General features: G+C 71.2%; 12 protein-coding genes. 6 read left to right on the top strand and 6 right to left on the bottom strand.

All coding sequences use genetic code 11. The annotated features are described in order from the left end of the window. Positions 1-98: 98 nt before the first annotated feature. On the bottom strand, positions 99-1,619 hold the full coding sequence (locus AB0472_RS26260) for a catalase (RefSeq protein WP_366359557.1): 1,521 nt from the start codon (positions 1,617-1,619) through the stop codon (positions 99-101). A 358-nt stretch (positions 1,620-1,977) separates the two neighbouring features. On the opposite strand from AB0472_RS26260, the gene AB0472_RS26255 reads away from it, so the two are divergent. Next, entirely contained in the window at positions 1,978-2,184 is a 207-nt protein-coding gene (locus AB0472_RS26255; protein WP_366359556.1) for a hypothetical protein, read from the top strand. A 140-nt stretch (positions 2,185-2,324) separates the two neighbouring features. Here the strand turns inward: AB0472_RS26255 and AB0472_RS26250 are convergent, their stop codons facing one another. Continuing rightward, positions 2,325-3,941 (bottom strand): cation acetate symporter, encoded by a 1,617-nt coding sequence (locus AB0472_RS26250; RefSeq protein ID WP_366359554.1) that lies wholly within the window; start codon positions 3,939-3,941, stop codon positions 2,325-2,327. Then, the gene (locus AB0472_RS26245) at positions 3,938-4,393 is read right to left on the bottom strand and encodes a DUF485 domain-containing protein (RefSeq protein WP_366359552.1); all 456 of its coding nucleotides are present in this window, start codon (positions 4,391-4,393) and stop codon (positions 3,938-3,940) included. Before AB0472_RS26245 ends, AB0472_RS26250 begins: the two co-directional genes overlap by 4 nt. 671 nt (positions 4,394-5,064) lie before the next feature. Here AB0472_RS26245 and AB0472_RS26240 point away from each other — a divergent pair. Further along, positions 5,065-6,249, top strand: coding sequence for a type III polyketide synthase (locus AB0472_RS26240; RefSeq protein WP_366359551.1), 1,185 nt, complete (start codon positions 5,065-5,067; stop codon positions 6,247-6,249). 33 nt (positions 6,250-6,282) lie between these two features. Here AB0472_RS26240 and AB0472_RS26235 read toward each other — a convergent pair whose 3' ends face one another. Then, on the bottom strand, positions 6,283-8,424 hold the full coding sequence (locus AB0472_RS26235) for an ATP-binding SpoIIE family protein phosphatase (RefSeq protein WP_366359550.1): 2,142 nt from the start codon (positions 8,422-8,424) through the stop codon (positions 6,283-6,285). Between the two features lie 291 nt (positions 8,425-8,715). Here AB0472_RS26235 and AB0472_RS26230 point away from each other — a divergent pair, with 291 nt between their 5' ends. From AB0472_RS26230 to AB0472_RS26215, 4 genes are all read left to right on the top strand, one after another. Beyond that, on the top strand, positions 8,716-8,931 hold the full coding sequence (locus tag AB0472_RS26230) for a DUF4177 domain-containing protein (RefSeq protein ID WP_366359549.1): 216 nt from the start codon (positions 8,716-8,718) through the stop codon (positions 8,929-8,931). 641 nt (positions 8,932-9,572) lie between these two features. Next, the gene (locus AB0472_RS26225; protein WP_366359547.1) at positions 9,573-13,847 is read left to right on the top strand and encodes a discoidin domain-containing protein; all 4,275 of its coding nucleotides are present in this window, start codon (positions 9,573-9,575) and stop codon (positions 13,845-13,847) included. A gap of 155 nt (positions 13,848-14,002) precedes the next feature. Continuing rightward, positions 14,003-14,506: a DUF1203 domain-containing protein gene (locus AB0472_RS26220; protein ID WP_366359546.1), complete on the top strand. Its 504-nt coding sequence runs from the start codon at positions 14,003-14,005 to the stop codon at positions 14,504-14,506. A 157-nt stretch (positions 14,507-14,663) separates the two neighbouring features. Beyond that, the gene (locus AB0472_RS26215) at positions 14,664-15,410 is read left to right on the top strand and encodes a phosphotransferase (protein WP_366359545.1); all 747 of its coding nucleotides are present in this window, start codon (positions 14,664-14,666) and stop codon (positions 15,408-15,410) included. A 103-nt stretch (positions 15,411-15,513) separates the two neighbouring features. Here AB0472_RS26215 and AB0472_RS26210 read toward each other — a convergent pair whose 3' ends face one another. Together AB0472_RS26210 and AB0472_RS26205 are read right to left on the bottom strand one after the other, a co-directional pair. Continuing rightward, positions 15,514-17,220 (bottom strand): MFS transporter, encoded by a 1,707-nt coding sequence (locus tag AB0472_RS26210; protein ID WP_366359543.1) that lies wholly within the window; start codon positions 17,218-17,220, stop codon positions 15,514-15,516. Positions 17,221-17,369: 149 nt separating this feature from the next. Beyond that, positions 17,370-18,410, bottom strand: a complete 1,041-nt coding sequence (locus AB0472_RS26205) for a LacI family DNA-binding transcriptional regulator (RefSeq protein WP_366359541.1) — start codon at positions 18,408-18,410, stop codon at positions 17,370-17,372. Positions 18,411-18,480: the final 70 nt, after the last annotated feature.

The following is an 18,480-nucleotide window of genomic DNA, read 5'->3' as shown; positions in this document are numbered from 1 at the left end:
CTAGCTGTGGACGCCGAATTCGAACCACTCCATGCAGTTGCCGAGCGCCGACTCGCACGGCACCGGTTCCGTTCGCCGTCCGCTCTGCGCGGACGGGGTCAGGCCTTGTCCTGCAGGGAACTCCTGGCGGGATTGCCCTGTTCGGCGGCCTTGGGGTCCTTCTCGTCGCCCTTGGCGCGGACACCGTCGGCGATGCGCTTGCCGATCGTCTCGTCGATGTTCGACCAGTACGTGAACGCGCGCTGGAGGACCGGGTCGGTCACGCCGTCGAGCAGATGCCCCACGACGTTGTCGACCAGACGGTCGCGGGCGGCGTCGTCCATCACCTCCCGGACCATGGTGCCGGGCTGGCCCCAGTCGTCGTCCTCGGGGTGCGAGACGTACGCGGCGCGCACGATCTCGCCGTCCGCCTCCCAGGTGGGCGGCGGGCCGAAGGCGGTGGGGTCGGCGGCGGGGCCGCCCTTGGAGTTCGGGGCGTACACCGGGTCGGAGGTCTTGCGGAAGGCCATCGCCCCGTCCTTGGAGTACGTGTGGACGTCGACGACGGGGGCGTTCACCGGGAGCTGCTGGTAGTTGGCGCCGATCCGGTGCCGGTGGGCGTCGGCGTAGGAGAACAGCCGGGCCAGCAGCATCCGGTCCGGGCTGGGCCCGATCCCGGGAACGAAGTTGTTCGGCTGGAACGCCGCCTGCTCGATCTCGGCGTGGTTGTCGGTCGGGTTGCGGTCCAGGGTCATCCGCCCGACCGGAACGAGCGGGTAGTCGCCGTGCGGCCACACCTTGGTGAGGTCGAACGGGTTGAAGCGGTAACCCGCGGCGTCCGCGTACGGCATGAGCTGCACGTACAGGGTCCAGCTGGGGAACTGGCCGTCACGGATGTGCTCGAACAGGTCGCGCATGTGGTAATCCGTGTCGACGGCAGCCATCTGGTCCGCCTCGTGCTGGGTGAAGAACTCGATGCCCTGGTCCGTCTTGAAGTGGTACTTCACCCAGAACCGCTCGCCCTTGGCGTTGATCCACATGTACGTGTGGGACGTGTAGCCGTTCATGTGGCGCCAGGTCCGGGGGATGCCGCGGTCGCCCATCAGCCAGGTCACCTGGTGGGCGGACTCCGGGGAGAGCGTCCAGAAGTCCCACTGCATGTCGTGGTCGCGCAGGTTGTTGTCCGCACGCCGTTTCTGGGACCGGATGAAGTGCTGGAACTTCATCGGGTCCTTCACGAAGAACACCGGCGTGTTGTTGCCGACCATGTCGTAGTTGCCCTGGCTGGTGTAGAACTTCACCGCGAAGCCGCGGGGGTCGCGCCAGGTGTCGGGGCTGCCGCGTTCTCCGGCGACCGTCGAGAAGCGTATGACCAGGTCGGTGCGGGTGCCGGGCTGGAAGAGCGCGGCCATGGTGTAGGCGCTGACGTCCTCGGTCACCTCGAAGTGACCGAACGCGCCGCTCCCCTTGGCGTGCGGCTGGCGCTCGGGGATGCGCTCCCGGTTGAACTGTGCCATCTGCTCGATCAGATAGGCGTCCTGCAGCAGGACCGGTCCCCCGGGCCCCACGGTCAGCGAGTGCTCGTCGCTCTCGACGGGGGCACCGGAGTCGGTCGTGGTGAGGGGTGGCTTCTGCGTCATGACTCTGCCTTTCTCCGCGCGGAGCAGCGGATGCCGGATCCCGGCGGGGACCGGGGTCCTTGTGGAAACCGGGATCCTTGCGGTGTCCGGGGGCCGGCCACCGGTCGGGACACCCGGGGCGGCGCCCCGCAGTGGCGGGTGACCAGGCCCGGGCGAGGCAAACACCGAGCGCCCGGCACCCGCTGCCCGATCCGCTCGGCGACCTGCCCGAGGCGCGAGGCGACGGCGGCCCGGCCCGGCTCTCCGGGATCCAGCGTGGTGCCACCGGGCCGGTGCCGCCACTCGGGGACCGGGACGGCTTTCCGGCAGCGGACGCCGCCGATCGTGTCCCCGGGCGGAGACGGTCGTTCCACAGGGCATGAAGAGGATCATCACTGCCGCCGCGCTCGCCCTGACGGGCGTGGCCCTCGCCGCCCCGGCCCACGCGGACGGAACCGCCCCCGGCCCCTCCCGTGACCTCGCCACCAAGGTCGCCGGGGCGCTGCCCAAGGCCGCGGTGGCGGGTCTCGACGCGGCTGCCACGTCCATGACCACCGGCCTGCAGGACCGGTCCCCGGCCAAGTAGGCCGGGGCCCTCCGCCGGCGCCGTCCCTCGCACAGGTCCGTCCGACCCCGACCCGGTCCGTTCCCGGCCGCCGGGGTCCGGGCGCGACCTGCCGGTCGAGGGGCGACGCGTCCCGCCCCTGCGTCGGTGTCCGGCCGCTCCTACCGGGGGGCGCTGCCCGGGGGCGAGCCGGTCAGCAGGTGGCGCTCGTGGGCCTCGTAGCGGCTGCGTTCGCGGTCGGCGGACCTCCTGCCCGCGAGGACGGTGGTCAGCCAGCCGGTGAGGAAGCCCGCGGGTACCGAGACGAGCGCGGGCGTGTTGTAGGGGAACCAGGCGAAGTCCGCGTCGGGGAAAGCGGACAGCGGTGTACCGGAGACCAGGGTGGTGCCCGGGGCCAGGGCGAGCACGGTCAGTGAGCCCACGATGAGGGTGGCGAGGAGCGCGGGGCGCGTGTAACGGCGCCAGAAGAGGGTGTAGAGGAGCGCGGGGGCGATGGCGGAGGCGCCGAGGGTGAAGGAGACGGTCGCCAGCGGCTGGAGGCTGCGGTGCTGGGCGAGGGCGGCCAGCAGGATGGTGGGGACGCCCACGGCGAGGGCACAGAACCGGGCGAGGGCGAGCTCCCGGGCCGGTGCCGGGGGAGTGGCGCGAGACGCCGTCAGGTCGTGGGCGAGGGTGTTGGCGCAGGCCAGCGTCATGCTCGCGACGGAGGCGAGCAGGGTGAGGAAGACGGCGGTGGTGACGGTGGCGAAGAGCAGGCTCTCCGGCCGGGACAGGCCGGTTCCGAACGCGGCGCGGGCACCGAGCAGGTAGGCGGTCGTGCCGTGCGCGTCGGCGGCGGCGATGCGGTCGTGACCGACCAGTGCGGTCGCGCCGGTGCAGATCAGGGTGAGCATCAGGATGAAGAGGGTCACCGAGGAGACCGCCCAGGACATCGCCCGGCGGACCTGGCGTGGCGTGCCCGCCGTGTACATGCGCATGGTGACGTGCGGCAGGCAGGCGCCGCCCAGCACGATGGCGCCCTGGGTACTGGCCATGTCCAGCGCGGGATGGGGGCTGCTGGAGTACTGCAGCCCCCACGTCAGGTAGGCGTTCCCCGCCCCGCTGCGGGCGGCCGCCGCGTGGAACAGGGCCTGGGGCTGCCAGTCGAACGAGCGCAGGATCAGCACGCTCACGACCAGTCCGGAGCCGAGCAGCGCCACGGTCTTGAAGATCTGGACCAGCGCGGTACCGGGCATCCCGCCGAGTGCCGCATAACTGATCATGAGGACCCCGGCCCCGGCCACGCACCCGTTCTGCATGCCGGGGTCGGCGAACCCGAGGACGTACGCGAGGAGTTCACCGACCCCGGCGAGCTGGACGACCATCATCGGGACGAGGGCGGCGAGGGTGACCAGGCAGGCCGTGACGCGGACCGACCGGGCCGGGTGACGGCGGGCCAGCGCGTCGCCCATGGTGTAGCGGCCGGTGTTGTGCAGGGGCTCGGCCAGCAGGAACATCAGCAACAGCAGTGACAGCAGGGCGCTCAGGGCCAGGACGACGCCGTCGTAGCCGCACAGGGCGATGATCCCCCCGATGGTGAGGACGGTGGCGGCGGAGATGTAGTCGCCGGCGACGGCCAGCCCGTTGCGCAACGGCGACAGGGACCGGTAGCCGGTGTAGAACTCGGCGAGGTCGTCCGCCTCCGGGCCGGTGAGCACGCACAGCAGCAGGGTGAGGGCGACGACCGAGCAGAACGCGACGAGGGACCAGGACTGGGCGGAGCCGCCCAACCCGGTCACGGCGCCTGCTCCCGGTCCGCGACGGCCTTGCCCGTCTGACGGCGGGCGCGCCGCGCGAGGGGATCCACGAAGCGGTGCGCCGCGGCCTCGTAGAGAAGAACCGCCAGCCAGGTCACCGGGATCTGGACGAGGGCGAGAACCAGTCCGGTGGGCAGGCCGCCGGGACCCGGGCGGGTCATCAGGGCGGGTGCCTTGACGGTCAGGGTGAGGAAGGCGGCGAAGTAGCCGAGCGCGGTGATGGTCGCCACCCGCCGCTGCCAGCGGTACGCCCGCCGCAGCAGGCGCAGGGTGCGGTGGGCGCCGGAGCGAGGGTTCGCCGCGGGGGTGTCGTACGGCTCCTCGCCGGTCGACCAGGCCGGGGACGGGCGGTCGTACGAGGACGGCCGGTCGTACGGTGACGGGTGGCCGTACGGGGACCGGTCCGAGGGTAAATCGGGCACATCATAGGACATTTCGACAACTCCTCGAGGGGGACCGGGTCCGGTCGTGACGTGTCGCGAGCGGGGAGGGCGGTTCGGCCGGCCGCACGCCGTGCGGCCGGGATCTGGTGGGGAGCCGTGTGCGCCGGTCGTCGGGGACGTCGTCCCGTGGGGGAGCTGTCAGGTGGGCAAAACGCCATGGTCTCCGGCGTGGGTTCGGTCCGCCAGGGGTGCGGCCGGAGTCGATGGGGGCGGTCCGTGGTGTGCGGGGCTGACGTCGGGATCTCCGCCAGGAGGTGATGAAGCATGGGCGGAGCGCGTGGTGGCGCGATTCTTTCCCGAAGTGCGCCGTCGCACACCTCATGAGCCCCGGAGCGCCCGCCGGTTGACCGGCCCGGGCGGGCGCGGCTGTGACGCACGTCATGGGTGGCGTGGGTCTCGCCCCGCGGCCCGGATCCGTACGTTCTTCAACTTCCGCAAGGTGTAAGGATTTTGCTCGGCAACGATCTCGTCCGTGCGGTCCTGTGTGTCCGCCGGGCAACGGGCGTACGGAACTTTCGTGGCCCTGCGGGGACATGGAGCCGTCCGCGAGTTGTCGACTGCGAAGTACATTGCAATGACAGTGTCTTGACCTCAAGCCTGTGCAATCGGGAGCGTTTCGGACACTTGACCCATTCAATGACTTTCTGTGAAAGATGCGTGCTATGGGCGCCTATCTGACTCCTCCAGCCGTAGTACAAGGCGAACATGCCGTGAAGACCGGCGAGATCCTCACGGAGGTGCGCGGCCGGCATCCGCAGGCGCCGTGGCTCTCCCGGATCGACGGCATCGCCGCGAGCACGGGGATCGACTCCCGCGGGTGGATGCTGCCGCTGGCGACGGCCACCGCCCCCGGCGGCGGCCCGGGCCTGCGAACTCCCGGCGCTGGCGCGGCCCGTACGGCACTGGCCGGCAGCGGGTTCACCGAGCACGAGGTGGACCGCGCGATCGCCGCGCTGGAGGCGATACCGGCGCCGCAGACCATCCAGGAGCGCACCGGGCCGGCCTGGGCGGCCGTCCAGACGTACGGGGAACGCGCGGCGCGTGACGCACTGCGGGCCGCCGGACTGGACACGGCCGACGTCGACTGCCTGATCACCAGTCACTCCACGACCCCGGCCCTGCCGGGACTGGATCTCTCCCTCCTCAACCGCCTCGAACTGCGCGACGACGTGCTGCTGCTGCCCGCCACCCAGTGGGCCTGCATCGCCGGCACCCGGTCGCTGGCACTGGCGGCCGACCTGGTCGCCGCGGACCCCGACCGGGTGGTGCTGGTCGTGATAGCGGAGGCGCTGAGCACCACCTACCAGCCGGCCGACGACACGCTGGAGTCACTGATCGTGCGGCTGCTGTTCGCGGACACCGCCGTAGCCGTGGTGGTCACCGGCCGCCCCCGGCCGGAGTCGGTCCTGCGCCTGGACGCGGCCTGGCACCACACCCTGCCCGGCACCACCGACCTGCACCGGCTGGAGACCCGGGAGGACGGCACCCACTTCGTGATGGACCGCCGTGGGCCACGCGCGGTCCAGGAGACCGTGGCCGCGATGTGGGAGTGGCTGCGCGCACGGCACCAGGACGACGGGCACTCCTGGCATCCCGACCTGCTGCTCGCGCACCCCGGCGGGACGCGGGTGCTGGAGTACATGGAACAGACGATGCCCGACAGCTGGCCGGAGGGGCTGCTCGCGCACAGCCGCGAGAGCTACACCTCGGGCAACCGCGGCGGCGCCGCCGTACTCGACATCCTGCGGCGGGCGCACGACGCCGGACAGAAGTCGGGCAGCCGGACGGTGCTGTACGCGGCCGCGCCCGGGCTGACGGCCACGGCGGTGGAAGGGGAGTGGCTCTAGCGCGGGGCCGCCGCTCTCGTCGCGGCACCGGCGCTACCCCTCGAGTTCCGCCCAGACGGACTTGCCGGTGTCGGTCCACCGCACGCCCCAGCGCGTGGTCAGCTTGTGGACGACATGCAGACCCCGCCCCCCGTCGTCGAGCAGGTCACCGCGCCGCAGCCGCGGCCTGCCGTTGCCGGTGTCGCCGACCTCGCAGGTCAGCCGGCTTCCGGCCCGCACCAGCCGGACCGTGACGGGCCCGCCGCCGAACCGGACGGCGTTGGCGACCAGTTCGCTCAGCACCAGCAGTGCGCTGTCCCGGGCCGGTTCGCCCAGGTGCCAACGCCGCAGCAGGGGAGCGGCCAGGGCGCGGGCGCGGGCGGCGGTGGCGGCACGGGCGGGCAGCCGCCAGGTGGCGGTGTCCCGGCTGCGCCGCCCGACCATCCGGGCCAGCAGCAGGGTGACGTCGTCGCGCAGCGGCTCCGCCGGGCTCAGCCGGGCGACCACACGACGCGCGGCCTGTTGCAGGTCGTCCCAGGGATGCACCTCGCGCACCACGTCCGTCAGCCGCCCGATCCCGTCGTCGATCGAGGCCGCCGGATCCTCCACCAGGCCGTCGGTGTAGAGGACGAGCAGCGAACCGGGCGGCGCGGCGAACTCGTGCACCTGGAACGGCTCCCGTACGACGAACTCCGCGCCGAGCGCCGGGTGCGGCTGCGTCGCGACGGTCTCGACGGAGCCGTCGGGAAGCACGAGAACCGGGGGCAGATGGCCGGCGTTGGAGATCAGCACCCGGTGGTCGACCGGATCGTAGACCGCGATGCAGCACGTCGAGCCCAGCGCGCTGTATCCGGCCGCCAGGCCCGCGTCCGTGTCGTCCAGCAGCGTGACGGTCTCGTCCAGCCGCTCCAGCACCTCCCCGGGGCCGAGCCCCGCCGACAGCAGCGCCCTCGCCTCCATGCTCAGCTGGCCCATGGCCGCCGCGGCTCCCAGACCGTGCCCCACGACGTCGCCGACCACCAGCGCGGTACGGTCCCCCGGCAGCGGAAAGCTGTTCACCCAGTCGCCGCCGACGCCCGCGCTGTCCGGGGTGGTGGGTTCGTAGACACTGGCGACCTCGATGGTGTCGCTGCCCGTCCGCGGCAGCAGCCGGCGCTGCAGCGCCAGGACCTGAGCGTGCTCCCGCTGGTGCTGGCGGGCCAGGTCCACGTGCCGGGCGGTCTTCGCGACGAGTTCCTGCAGGTCGAGCAGTTCGGTGGCGCCGAAGAGGCATTCCGGCCGCCGCCAGATCTCCGTCACGCCCAGCACGACGGGCCCCGGCGAACCCTCCGGTCCCTCCACGACGAGCGGGATGCAGGCGACACTCACCGGCCGGTTGCCGGGCACCAGGGCGCGCACCAGCTGCGGATCGTCCAGCGCCCGCTCGATCGCCGCGCGGTCCTGGATGACGACGGCCTGCGGAACGTCGTCGCGCATGACCGCACCGGCCAGCAGGCGGCTGGCCTCCCGGGGGAGGTTGTCCCCGGGCGTCAGATATCCCTCGGGCCAGGCCCGGTCCGGCACCAGGGCCGCCCGCCGCAGCCGGATGCGGTCCTGCGCCTGCTCGGTCACGGCCTCGCCGGTCCACACGGCGTAGTCGAGGTTGACGGCGGCCACGTCCCCCCAGGCCAGCAGGGACTGGGCCAGGGACTGCGCGGTCTCCCCGATGTCCAGGGAGGTCCCGATCGCGGTGGCCGAGGCGTACAGGTGCAGCCGCTTGGCCATCGCGATCAGCGAGACCGTCAGACCCTCCTGCGGCGGTGCGGCGGGCAGGATGCTCATCGAGACCACCAGCTCCGACCCGTCTGCCCGCCGCAGGCGCTGCACCCGGGCGACATGCGCCTCTCGCGTCTCCAGGACGCGCAGCAGCCGCTTGGTGACCGTCGGTACGTCCCCGGGCGGCAGCAGATCGGCGAAGGCGGCCCCCGGCGCGGCGACCACGTCCGCGAACGGGGCGGCGTCCAGGTTGGCACCGCTGATCCGCAGATCCCGCCCGAGAACGACCACCCCGAGGATCCGTTCCCCGCCGTCGTCCTCGCCGCCGCCTCCCGGCGCGCGCTCCTCGTCCACCGTCTTGGCTCCGCCCTTCGGGACGTAATCCCCCAGGGCGCCGCTGACCGTGTCGAACGGCGAAGCAGAGGAGGGTGTGGGGTCCATGCAGCTCACACAGCTCGCTGACTCCGGCGCGTACCGGCAGATCTTCCCGAGTCCGTGCGGGCAGGTCCCGAGAACCCGCTCCCGCACATCTCATGGGTAACACAGATACCCTGCTCACCGAAGGGGTAAAAGTGATCAAAACAACACAAGTCGCCGGTGACATCGACGGGGATCCCTCGTAAAGGATTCTTCGGCGGGGCCCGGCGCTGTGCCGTGGTGTCCGGAGATGATTGGCTGGGCCCGGCCGATTCCAACCCGACCCGGCTTCGCCGGCAGGAGGACCACGCAGTCATGAGCAGTGCCTACGCCTACGAGTACAAGGTCGTCACCTTCCGGGAGTCGCTGATCGGCGACGCGCTGGACAGCGACAATCTGGAGGAGGTCCTCAACAAGCACGCCGAGGACGGCTGGGCCCTCAAGGCCATCACCTCCGCCGACGTCAAGGGCCGGATAGGCCCCGGAGCCGTCGAGGGCCTGCTCCTGACCTTCGAACGCCCGCGCGGCTGACCGGAACGCGGCCGGCAGCAACCCGAACGCCCCCGACCCGCCGAGGTCCGGGGGCGTTCGCCGTCCGCAAGCGGGCGTAAGACGACGCGATGATCGTCGGGGCTCGGCGGGCACCGCCGGGCGCGGAGTCCGCACCGTCAGGAACGCGAGCGTGTCGGCACTTTGCCCGTCGGACGACGTGGCGTCCGCAGTGCCTGATCCTTCTCCCCGCCCCGCCCTTGGCCGCCCACCCCCGTATCGCGAGTAGCGCAAAAATTTGCGTGATTTTCGTCCACTTGCGCCGGGGGGCGCAAGTGCAGTGTGCGCCTCGGGTGAGAGGCCAGGGCGAACACCTCCAAGCGAAGTCCCCTTTCCAGCCCGCGCTTTGGGCCCTGTTGCGTCTCCGGTGCGACGCGCATGTTCTCGTCGCCATCGATGCGTGGGTGCTTCTGGTGAAATTTGTGCAGTCCTGGCTGTAGACGAGCTCACATCGCTCTGTAATATTTCGATGAAACAATGCAAAAGTCTGCGTATTGCTTCTCGCGCCACTCCATTGCACCCCACCGCACCTCCCTCGCACCTTTCTGCACCACTCCGTCAGGAACGAGCCGCCCTCGCCGCCCCCTCCGGCGTGCGAGCCTCCGCAGGAAGTGACCCCCCGCATGACTCGACACAAGCCGAGATACCGGAGACGGCGCACAGCGACCGCTGTGCTCGCCTCCGCCGTCATGGTGCTGGGCCTGCCGGCCGTCGGCGCACACGCGGCAGGCGGCCCGAACGCCGCCGCGGACGCCAGGACCACGGCGGGCAGCGCCCGTGCCGCACACGCGGCCGTCAACGTCACCGACGGCGACACCGACACCTACTGGCAGGCCGGGAAGAAGTCCGCCCAGTGGGTCCAGACCGACCTCGGGCGCACCGAGCGTGTCCGCGAGGTCGTGCTGCGGCTGCCCGAGCAGTGGCAGACCCGCAAGCAGACGCTGGCCCTCCAGGGCAGCGCCGACGGCAAGAGCTTCGCCACCCTCAAGTCGACCGCGCAGTACGTCTTCAGCCCGGGCGACGACAACACGGTCAAGGTCTCCTTCCCCGCGACCCTCGCCCGTTACGTACGGGCCGACTTCAGCGCCAACTCGGTCGCCGGTACCGCCCAGCTCGCCGAGATGCAGGTCCTCACGACCGCTGCCTCGACGCCCAACCTCGCGCTGGGCAAGTCCTTCAGCGAGAGCGGGCACGCCGACGTCTACGGCGCGGCCAACGCCGGTGACGGCAACCGCAACACCTACTGGGAGAGCACCAACAACTCCTTCCCGCAGTGGCTGAAAGTCGACCTCGGCTCCTCGGTCCAGGTGAACCAGGTGACGCTGCGGCTGCCCAGCGGCTGGCCCAGCCGCAACCAGACGCTCAAGATCCAGGGCTCGACGGACAACCAGAACTTCACGGACCTGACGGCGTCCAAGGCGTACGCCTTCAACAGCTCCGACGACCAGTCGGCGACCATCAGCTTCGACACGACCACGACGCGGTACGTGCGGGCGTACTTCACCGCCAACGACGGCTGGCCCGCCGGGCAGGCGTCCGAGCTGGAGGTCTACGGACCGGCGACAGGCGACACCCAGGCGCCCACCGCGCCGGCCAACCTGGCCTACACCGAGCCGGCCTCCGGGCAGATCAGGCTGACCTGGAGCGCGGCCACCGACGACACGGGCGTGACCGGGTACGACGTCTACGCCAACGGCCAGCTGCGGGCGAGCGTGGCCGGGAACGTCCTGACCTACACCGACATCCAGCCGGCCGGCACCGACATCACCTACTTCGTGCGGGCCAAGGACGCCGCGGGCAACGTCTCCGCCGACAGCAACAGCGTCACCCGCAAGGGGGCGAGCGGCGACACCCAGGCCCCCACGGCGCCCGGCAACCTCGCCTACACGCAGTCCGGCAGCGACGTGAAGCTCACCTGGCAGGCGTCGAGCGACAACGTGGCGGTCACCGGGTACGACGTCTACGCCAACGACCAGGTCGTCAAGACCGTGGCGGGCGACGTGACGACGTACACCGACACCCCGTCGGCGACCGCCACCGTCACCTACTACGTGAAGGCCAAGGACGCCGCCGGGAACGTGTCGGTGGCGAGCAGCAGCGTCACCCGGCCCGGCAGCGGCGCGGGCTCCGACCTCGCCCAGGGCAAGCCCGTCGAGGCCTCCTCGTACACCTTCACCTACGTCGCGGCGAACGCCAACGACGGCCAGATCGGTACCTACTGGGAGAGCGCGGGCGGCGCCTACCCTGCCACCCTCACCACCAAGCTGGGCGCCAACGCCGACCTCGGCCAGGTCGTCGTCAAGCTCAACCCGGACCCGGCCTGGTCGACCCGCACCCAGAACATCCAGGTGCTCGGCCGCGACCAGGACGCGACCACCTTCACCAGCCTCGCCGCGGCGAAGGACTACACGTTCAACCCGGCCACCGGCAACACCGTGACCATCCCGGTCTCCGGCACCGCAGCCGACATCCAGCTCAAATTCACCTCCAACACCGGCGCCCCGGGCGGCCAGGTCGCCGAGTTCCAGGTGATCGGCACCCCGGCCGCCAACCCCGACCTCAAGGTCACCGGCATCACCAACTCGCCCGCCGCGCCCGTCGAGTCGGACGCCATCAGCCTCTCCGCGACCGTCACCAACAGCGGCAGCAAGGCGGCCAAGGCCACCGACCTGAACTTCACCCTCGGCGGCACCAAGGCGGCCACCGCCGACGTCCCGGCCCTGGCCGCGGGCGCCTCGGCGACGGTCACCGCGAGCATCGGCACCCGGGACGCGGGCAGCTACCCGGTCGGCGCCGAGGTCGACCCGTCCGACAAGGTCATCGAGCAGAACGAGGGCAACAACACCTTCACCCGCTCCGACGCCCTCGTCGTCAAGCCCGTCTCCAGCTCCGACCTGGTCGCGGCCCCGGTCGCCTGGACACCCTCCAGCGCGTCGGCCGGCGACAACGTCGCCTTCACCGTCGCCCTGAAGAACCAGGGAACGGTGGACTCCGCCGGCGGCGCCCACGGCGTCACGCTGACCGTCCAGGACGCGAACGGCGCCACCGTCAAGACCCTGACCGGCTCCTACAACGGCACCATCGCCTCCGGGCAGACGACCGCGCCGGTCAGCCTCGGCTCCTGGACGGCCGTCAACGGCAAGTACACCGTGAAGACGGTCATCGCCGACGACACCAACGAACTGCCGGTCAAGCGCACCAACAACACCAGCACACAGAACCTGTTCGTCGGCCGCGGCGCCGACATGCCCTACGACATGTACGAGGCCGAGGACGGCACGGTCGGCGGCGGCGCCCAGGTCGTCGGCCCGAACCGCACCATCGGCGACCTCGCGGGCGAGGCGAGCGGCCGCAAGGCGGTCACCCTCGACGCCACCGGCGAGTACGTCGAGTGGACGACCCGCGCCGCGACCAACACCCTGGTCACCCGGTTCGCGATCCCGGACGGCACCGACACCACCCTCGACGTCTACGTGGACGGCCAGTTCCTCAAGGCGATCGACCTCACCTCGAAGTACGCCTGGCTCTACGGCAGCGAGACCGCGCCCGGCAACTCACCCGGCTCCGGCGCCCCGCGCCACATCTACGACGAGGCGAACCTGCTGCTCGGCAAGACCGTGCCCGCCGGTTCGAGGATCCGCCTCCAGAAGGACGCGGCGAACACCGCCAGTTACTACGCCGTCGACTTCATCAACACCGAACAGGCCACTGCGGTCGCGAACCCCGACCCGGCCGCCTACACGGTCCCGGCCGGCTTCACCCAGCAGGACGTTCAGAACGCCCTCGACAAGGTCCGCATGGACACCACGGGCAAGCTGGTCGGCGTCTACCTGCCCGCCGGTGACTACGACACCTCCAGCAAGTTCCAGGTCTACGGCAAGGCGGTCAAGGTCGTCGGAGCGGGCCCCTGGTTCACCCGCTTCCACGCGCCCTCCTCGCAGGAGAACACCGACATCGGCTTCCGCGCCGAGTCCACGGCCAACGGCTCGACGTTCGCCGGCTTCGCCTACTTCGGCAACTACACGTCCCGGATCGACGGCCCGGGCAAGGTGTTCGACTTCTCCAACGTCTCGAACATCACCATCGACAACATCTGGGCCGAGCACATGGTGTGCCTCTACTGGGGCGCCAACACCGACAACATGACGATCTCGAACTCCCGCATCCGTGACACGTTCGCCGACGGCATCAACATGACGAACGGCTCCACGGACAACCACGTCGTCAACAACGACGCCCGCGCCACGGGCGACGACAGCTTCGCGCTCTTCTCCGCCATCGACGCCGGCGGCGCCGACGAGAAGAACAACCTCTACGAGAACCTGACCTCCACCCTCACCTGGCGCGCGGCCGGCATCGCCGTCTACGGCGGCTACGACAACACCTTCCGCAACATCCGCGTCGCCGACACCCTCGTCTACTCCGGCATCACGATCTCCTCGCTGGACTTCGGCTACCCGATGAACGGGTTCGGCACCGATCCCACGACGATCGAGAACGTCTCCCTGGACAGAACCGGCGGCCACTTCTGGGGCTCCCAGGTCTTCCCCGCCATCTGGGCGTTCTCCGCCTCGAAGGTCTTCCAGGGCATCCGGGTCAACGACGTCGACATCGACGACTCCACCTACGGCGGCGTCATGTTCCAGACCAACTACGTCGGCGGCCAGCCGCAGTTCCCGGTGAAGGACACCATCTTCACCGACATCTCCATCACCGACTCCAAGAAGAGCGGAGACGCCTTCGACGCCAAGTCCGGCTTCGGCATCTGGGCCAACGAACTGCCCGAACCCGGCCAGGGTCCCGCGGTCGGCGAGGCCACCTTCCGCAACCTGCGGATGAGCGGCAACGCCCAGGACATCAAGAACACGACCAGCACCTTCAAGATCAACATCGAGTAGCTCCCGAAGGGCGGTGAAGGGAAGGGGCGACCCGGCGGGGACGCCCCTTCCCGCTGTCCCCGGCGCCACCGCGACGGCCGACGCGCTCCTCGGGCGTCGAAGTCGGCGTCCGGTTCCCGCCGGTGTCCCGGGCCGGCCCGCGCCAGGCTGCACACATGAATCCCACCTTCCCGCCACTCCCCATCCCCGCCGAGGCCCTCGAGGAACTGCGCGTTCACGACGACGCCGGGAACCCGCAGCGCCCTTACACGGACGACGAAGGCGGCGCGCCGCTGCGCTGCTGCCTGCGGTCCAGCACCCGAGGAGAGCGCATCGCCCTGGTCTCCTACGCCCCGCTGCGCCGGTGGGCGGCCCAGACGGACGCCGATCCCGGGGCGTACGACGAACAGGGGCCGGTCTTCGTCCACGCCGAGGACTGCGGCGGCCCGTCCGACGAGCACGCCGACTACCCCTGGGCACGCCCCGGCGCCCTGCGCGTCCTGCGCCGCTACGACGGACGGGGCCGCATCACGGGCGGCCGCATGCTGGAACTCCCGGACGACCCCCACGCCGCCTTCGAGCACGCCCTGACCGAGGCGTTCGCCGACCCCGAGACCGCCCAGGTGCACGTCCGCGCCGTCGAATACGGCTGCTACCACTTCCGCGTGGACCGCCCGTGACAGCCGCTGACGCCGTCGCCCCGGCACGTACCGGCACCGGCCGCACGTGCCGGTCCGACCGCGGCGGCGACGCTCGCCCCGGGACGCGATCGGCCGGCGTCGTCGCAGGCCGCAATCCCGGCGACACGTGCGATCAGCTCCGGAATACTGGTCGCCCATGGACGAGGTCGAAGTCGTCGTCGCGCACTCCGAGCGCGCGACCCTGCGCGTCGGCGACGTGTTCCTGAAGGTGGACGCCGATCACGCGCGCGTCGACGTCGAGGTCGAGGCGATGGCCCTGGTACCGGTCCCGGCTCCGGAGGTCCTGTGGCGCAGGCCGCCCGTGCTCGCCATCGCCGCCGTCCGGGGGACCGCGCTCGGCCGTCTCGGCCGGCCGTCGGCCGCTTCGCCGAGGGCATGGGCCGCGGCGGGCGCCGCCGTCCGGCAGCTGCACGAGGCCCCGTTGCCGCCCTGGCCCGGCCGGCGCCGCCGGGGGCCCGCGGAGTTGGCGGCGGAACTCGACGGCGAATGCGAGTTGCTCGTGGCGAACGGCGTGTTGCCCGCGGACCTGGTCACCCGCAACCGTCAGGTGGCCGAAGCCGCGATCCGGCCGTGGACTCCGGTGTTCACCCACGGCGATCTGCAGGCCGAGCACGTCTTCGTCGACGGCGACGAGGTCACCGGCATCATCGACTGGTCCGAGGCGGGCCGGGGCGACGCCCTGTTCGACCTCGCCACCTTGACGCTCGGACACGAGGAGCACCTCGACGACGTCCTCGCCGGCTACGGCGCCGACGTCGACCTCGACCTGATCCGCGCGTGGTGGTCGTTGCGCAGCCTGCTGGGGGTTCGCTGGCTGGTCGAGCACGGCTTCGACCCGTCCGCACCGGGCTGTGAGGTCGACGTGCTGAGATCCCGCATGTGAGGCAGCGCCGGGCCGGCCGCCGCACGTGCACCGCTGGGACCCGCACGCCACGGGGCCGGCGGACAGGGGATCCCCTGCCCGCCGGCCCCGGCTCCGCTTCCGGTCACTCCTTGGCGCCGGCCAGGGCGGTCAGCTCGCGGTTCACGGCGAGTTGGTGCGCCTCGGCGTTGATGCGCGCCTTCCTCGGGCTCCACCGGCCCGCCATCACGAAGACGAAGGGCAGGAAGACCACCTGGCCGCCGACGCAGATCCACCACCAGGTGCGCCATTCGCCGGGTCCGTCCTTCGACGCCTTCTGGACCTTGGGGCCGTACTCCTGCAGCAGCTTCAGCTGCGGTCCCGCCTTCTGCACGACGGCGAGGTTCTCCGCGCCGACCTCCTTGACGGCGCGGGCGCTCAGCGCGGGCGGGGTGGTGGCCGGGGTGTACTTGCCGAGCTCGGCGAAGAGATCCGGATGCGCGTCGACGATCGCCAGCGCGGGTGCCGCCTGCGCCGAGGCGGCCTTGACCTCGGCACCGTGCTCCACGAGCGGGGTCACGGAGGTGACCAGTACCGGAATGAAGGCCGCGGAGACGGCGACCACGATGCGCACGGTCCAGCCCCACACCGCCAGACCCGCCGCGGTGGCCGCCGGGTTGTGCTTCTCCACCGTCTCGGTGAAGCTCGCCATCCAGGGCGCGTAGGCGATGCCGCTGAAGACGCCGATGCCGACGAACAGCCAGGCGAAGGTGTAGTAGCCGGTCGTCAGGTGGGTGGCGCGGGTGGCGAAGACCGCGGTCACCGCGATCGAGCCCACCCCGCCGACGATCATGAAGGGCTTGCGCACCTTGAGCCGGTCCGAGGCCAGTCCGACCAGGACCAGGGCGATGGCGTTCGCTCCCCAGTACCAGTTGGCCAGCGCGTTGGTGCGCTGCTCGCTGTAGCCGAAGACGGTCGAGAAGTAGACGACGAAGTTGCCGACCGCCGCGTAGTACAGCAGCAGGAACACGGCGATGGCGAAGGCCGAGCCCAGTACGTCGAGGCGCATCATCTGCCGCCACTCGCCGCGCCGCAGCGCCTCGGTGTCCAGCCCCTTGGCGCGTGCCTCCACCAGGGCCCGGTCCCGCAGCGTCACCATGATCTGGTCCCGCAGTGCCGGGGACAGCTCGCGCAGCGCGACGATCGCGACGGCGAAGACGACGAACCCGGCGATCGCCGAATAGCGGAGTTCGTCCTGCCAGCCGGCGCTGGAGAGGGTGTTGCTGGTGACGGTGGTGACCACCAGGGAGCCGATGACCGGGCCCATCGTCCAGTACCCCATCGCGGTGGCCCGGCCGAGCTGCGGGGAGAAGTCCCTGATCAGCGCTGGGGTGGCGACCAGCACGATGCCCTCGATGAAACTGACGAGCGCGAAGAGCACCAGGTAGGTGGTCTTGTCCGCCGCGTTCGGCAACCCGAAGAAGACCAGCAGCGCAGCGACCAGCAGCCCGTAGACCACCAGATTGGCCCGGCCCCAGCGGTCCGCCAGACCCGCGACGAGCGAGGCGAAGGCCCCCACCGCGTTGCCGATCACCGAGACCCAGATGAAGTAGCGGTACGTCATGCCGAAGTGCGTGATGATCGACGTCGCCACCGCGTACTGGATGTACAGCATGTAGTACAGGACCACGGTGGTGACGACCACGATCGCGAGGTACCCCATGCGGTGGCCGGTGGGCGGATAGTCGGTCAGTTCGCGGCGGTACAGCCGGGCCAGCGGGGTGCGGGCGGCGGCGGAGGGCACATCGGGCGCGGGTCTGTCGGCGGCGGACGGTGTCGTGGCAGCGGACATGCGGCTCCTCCCGGGGATTCCGGAGACCGGGTGCTTGTGCGCAGGCGCGACGAGGCCGCGCGCCGGCCCGGCTCCGAGAGCGTGGCCAGAGGGTAGTACCGACTGGTCGGTACGCCTAGGGGGTCTGCGCGAGATCATCCACGGCACGGCTACGCCGAGTCGCGCACCACCAGCTTCGGGTCGAAGACGACCGACGTGGCCTCGGTGCGCGCGCCGTGGATGTGCTCTTCGAGCAGACGGGCCATCTCGGCGGCCATCTCCTCGACCGGCTGGCGGATCGTGGTCAGCCGGGGCCGGCAGGTCTCGGCGATGCCGGAGTCGTCGAACCCGACGACGGCGACGTCCTCGGGCACCCGGCGGCCCTGCTCCCGTACGACCTGGCAGGCGCCCTGCGCCATGAGGTCGTTGGCGGCGAACACGCCGTCCGTGTCGGGGTGCCGGGCCAGCAGGTCCGCCATGGCCGCGAGACCGCTGTCGAGGGTGAACCCGCCCTCGGCGACCGGGACGTAGGGGTGGCCGTGGCGGGCGAGCGTGTCGCGGAAGCCCGCGAGCCGCTCCTGGCTGGCCTCCACGTCCAGCGGGCCGCAGACGGTGGCGGGTCGGCGGCAGCCGCGCGCGAGGAGGTGCTCCGCGGCGAGGCGCCCGCCGTCCCGGTGCGCCAGGTCCACGTAGCTGAGCATGACCGGTCGGGAGGGGCGGGCGAAGAGCACCGCGGGCAGCCGGGCATCGGCGAGCAGGGCCGGCAGCGGGTCGTCCGCGTGGGTGGAGACCACGAGGGCGCCGTCGGCGCGGCCCTGGCGCAGATACGTCACCACCTCCGCCCGCGCCTCTGCGGACTCGGCGAACATCAGGACGGGGTGCATCGAGCGGGGGCGCAGAAAGCCGACGATCCCGCTGACCACCCGTCCGAAGAAGGGATCCGCGAACACCGAGGCGGCGAAGGCGTTCTGGCCGGCGACCGTGGTGTCCCCGGCGCCGGACACCACCAGGGCGACGGTCTCGGCCCGCCGGATCACCAGGGAACGGGCGGCCCGGTTGGGCGCGTAACCCGTCCGTTCGATGGCCCCGCGGACCATCTCCTGTATCTCCGGGTCCACGTTGCGGATGCCGTTGACGACCCGGGAGACGGTCGCCCTGGAGACACCGGCCTCCCGGGCGACGTCCTCAAGCGTGGGGGCCCGTCTGCTCATGCAGGCACCCTAACGGACCTGCGAACCGGTCAGTAGAGCGCTCTCCCGGAGCGGGGTCCGCCGCTCCGGG

This window comes from Streptomyces sp. NPDC086777 (assembly GCF_040702065.1).
Classification (GTDB): domain Bacteria; phylum Actinomycetota; class Actinomycetes; order Streptomycetales; family Streptomycetaceae; genus Streptomyces.
The sequence above is the reverse complement of the archived record's forward strand: the minus strand, read 5'-3'. Positions and strand labels throughout refer to the sequence as shown.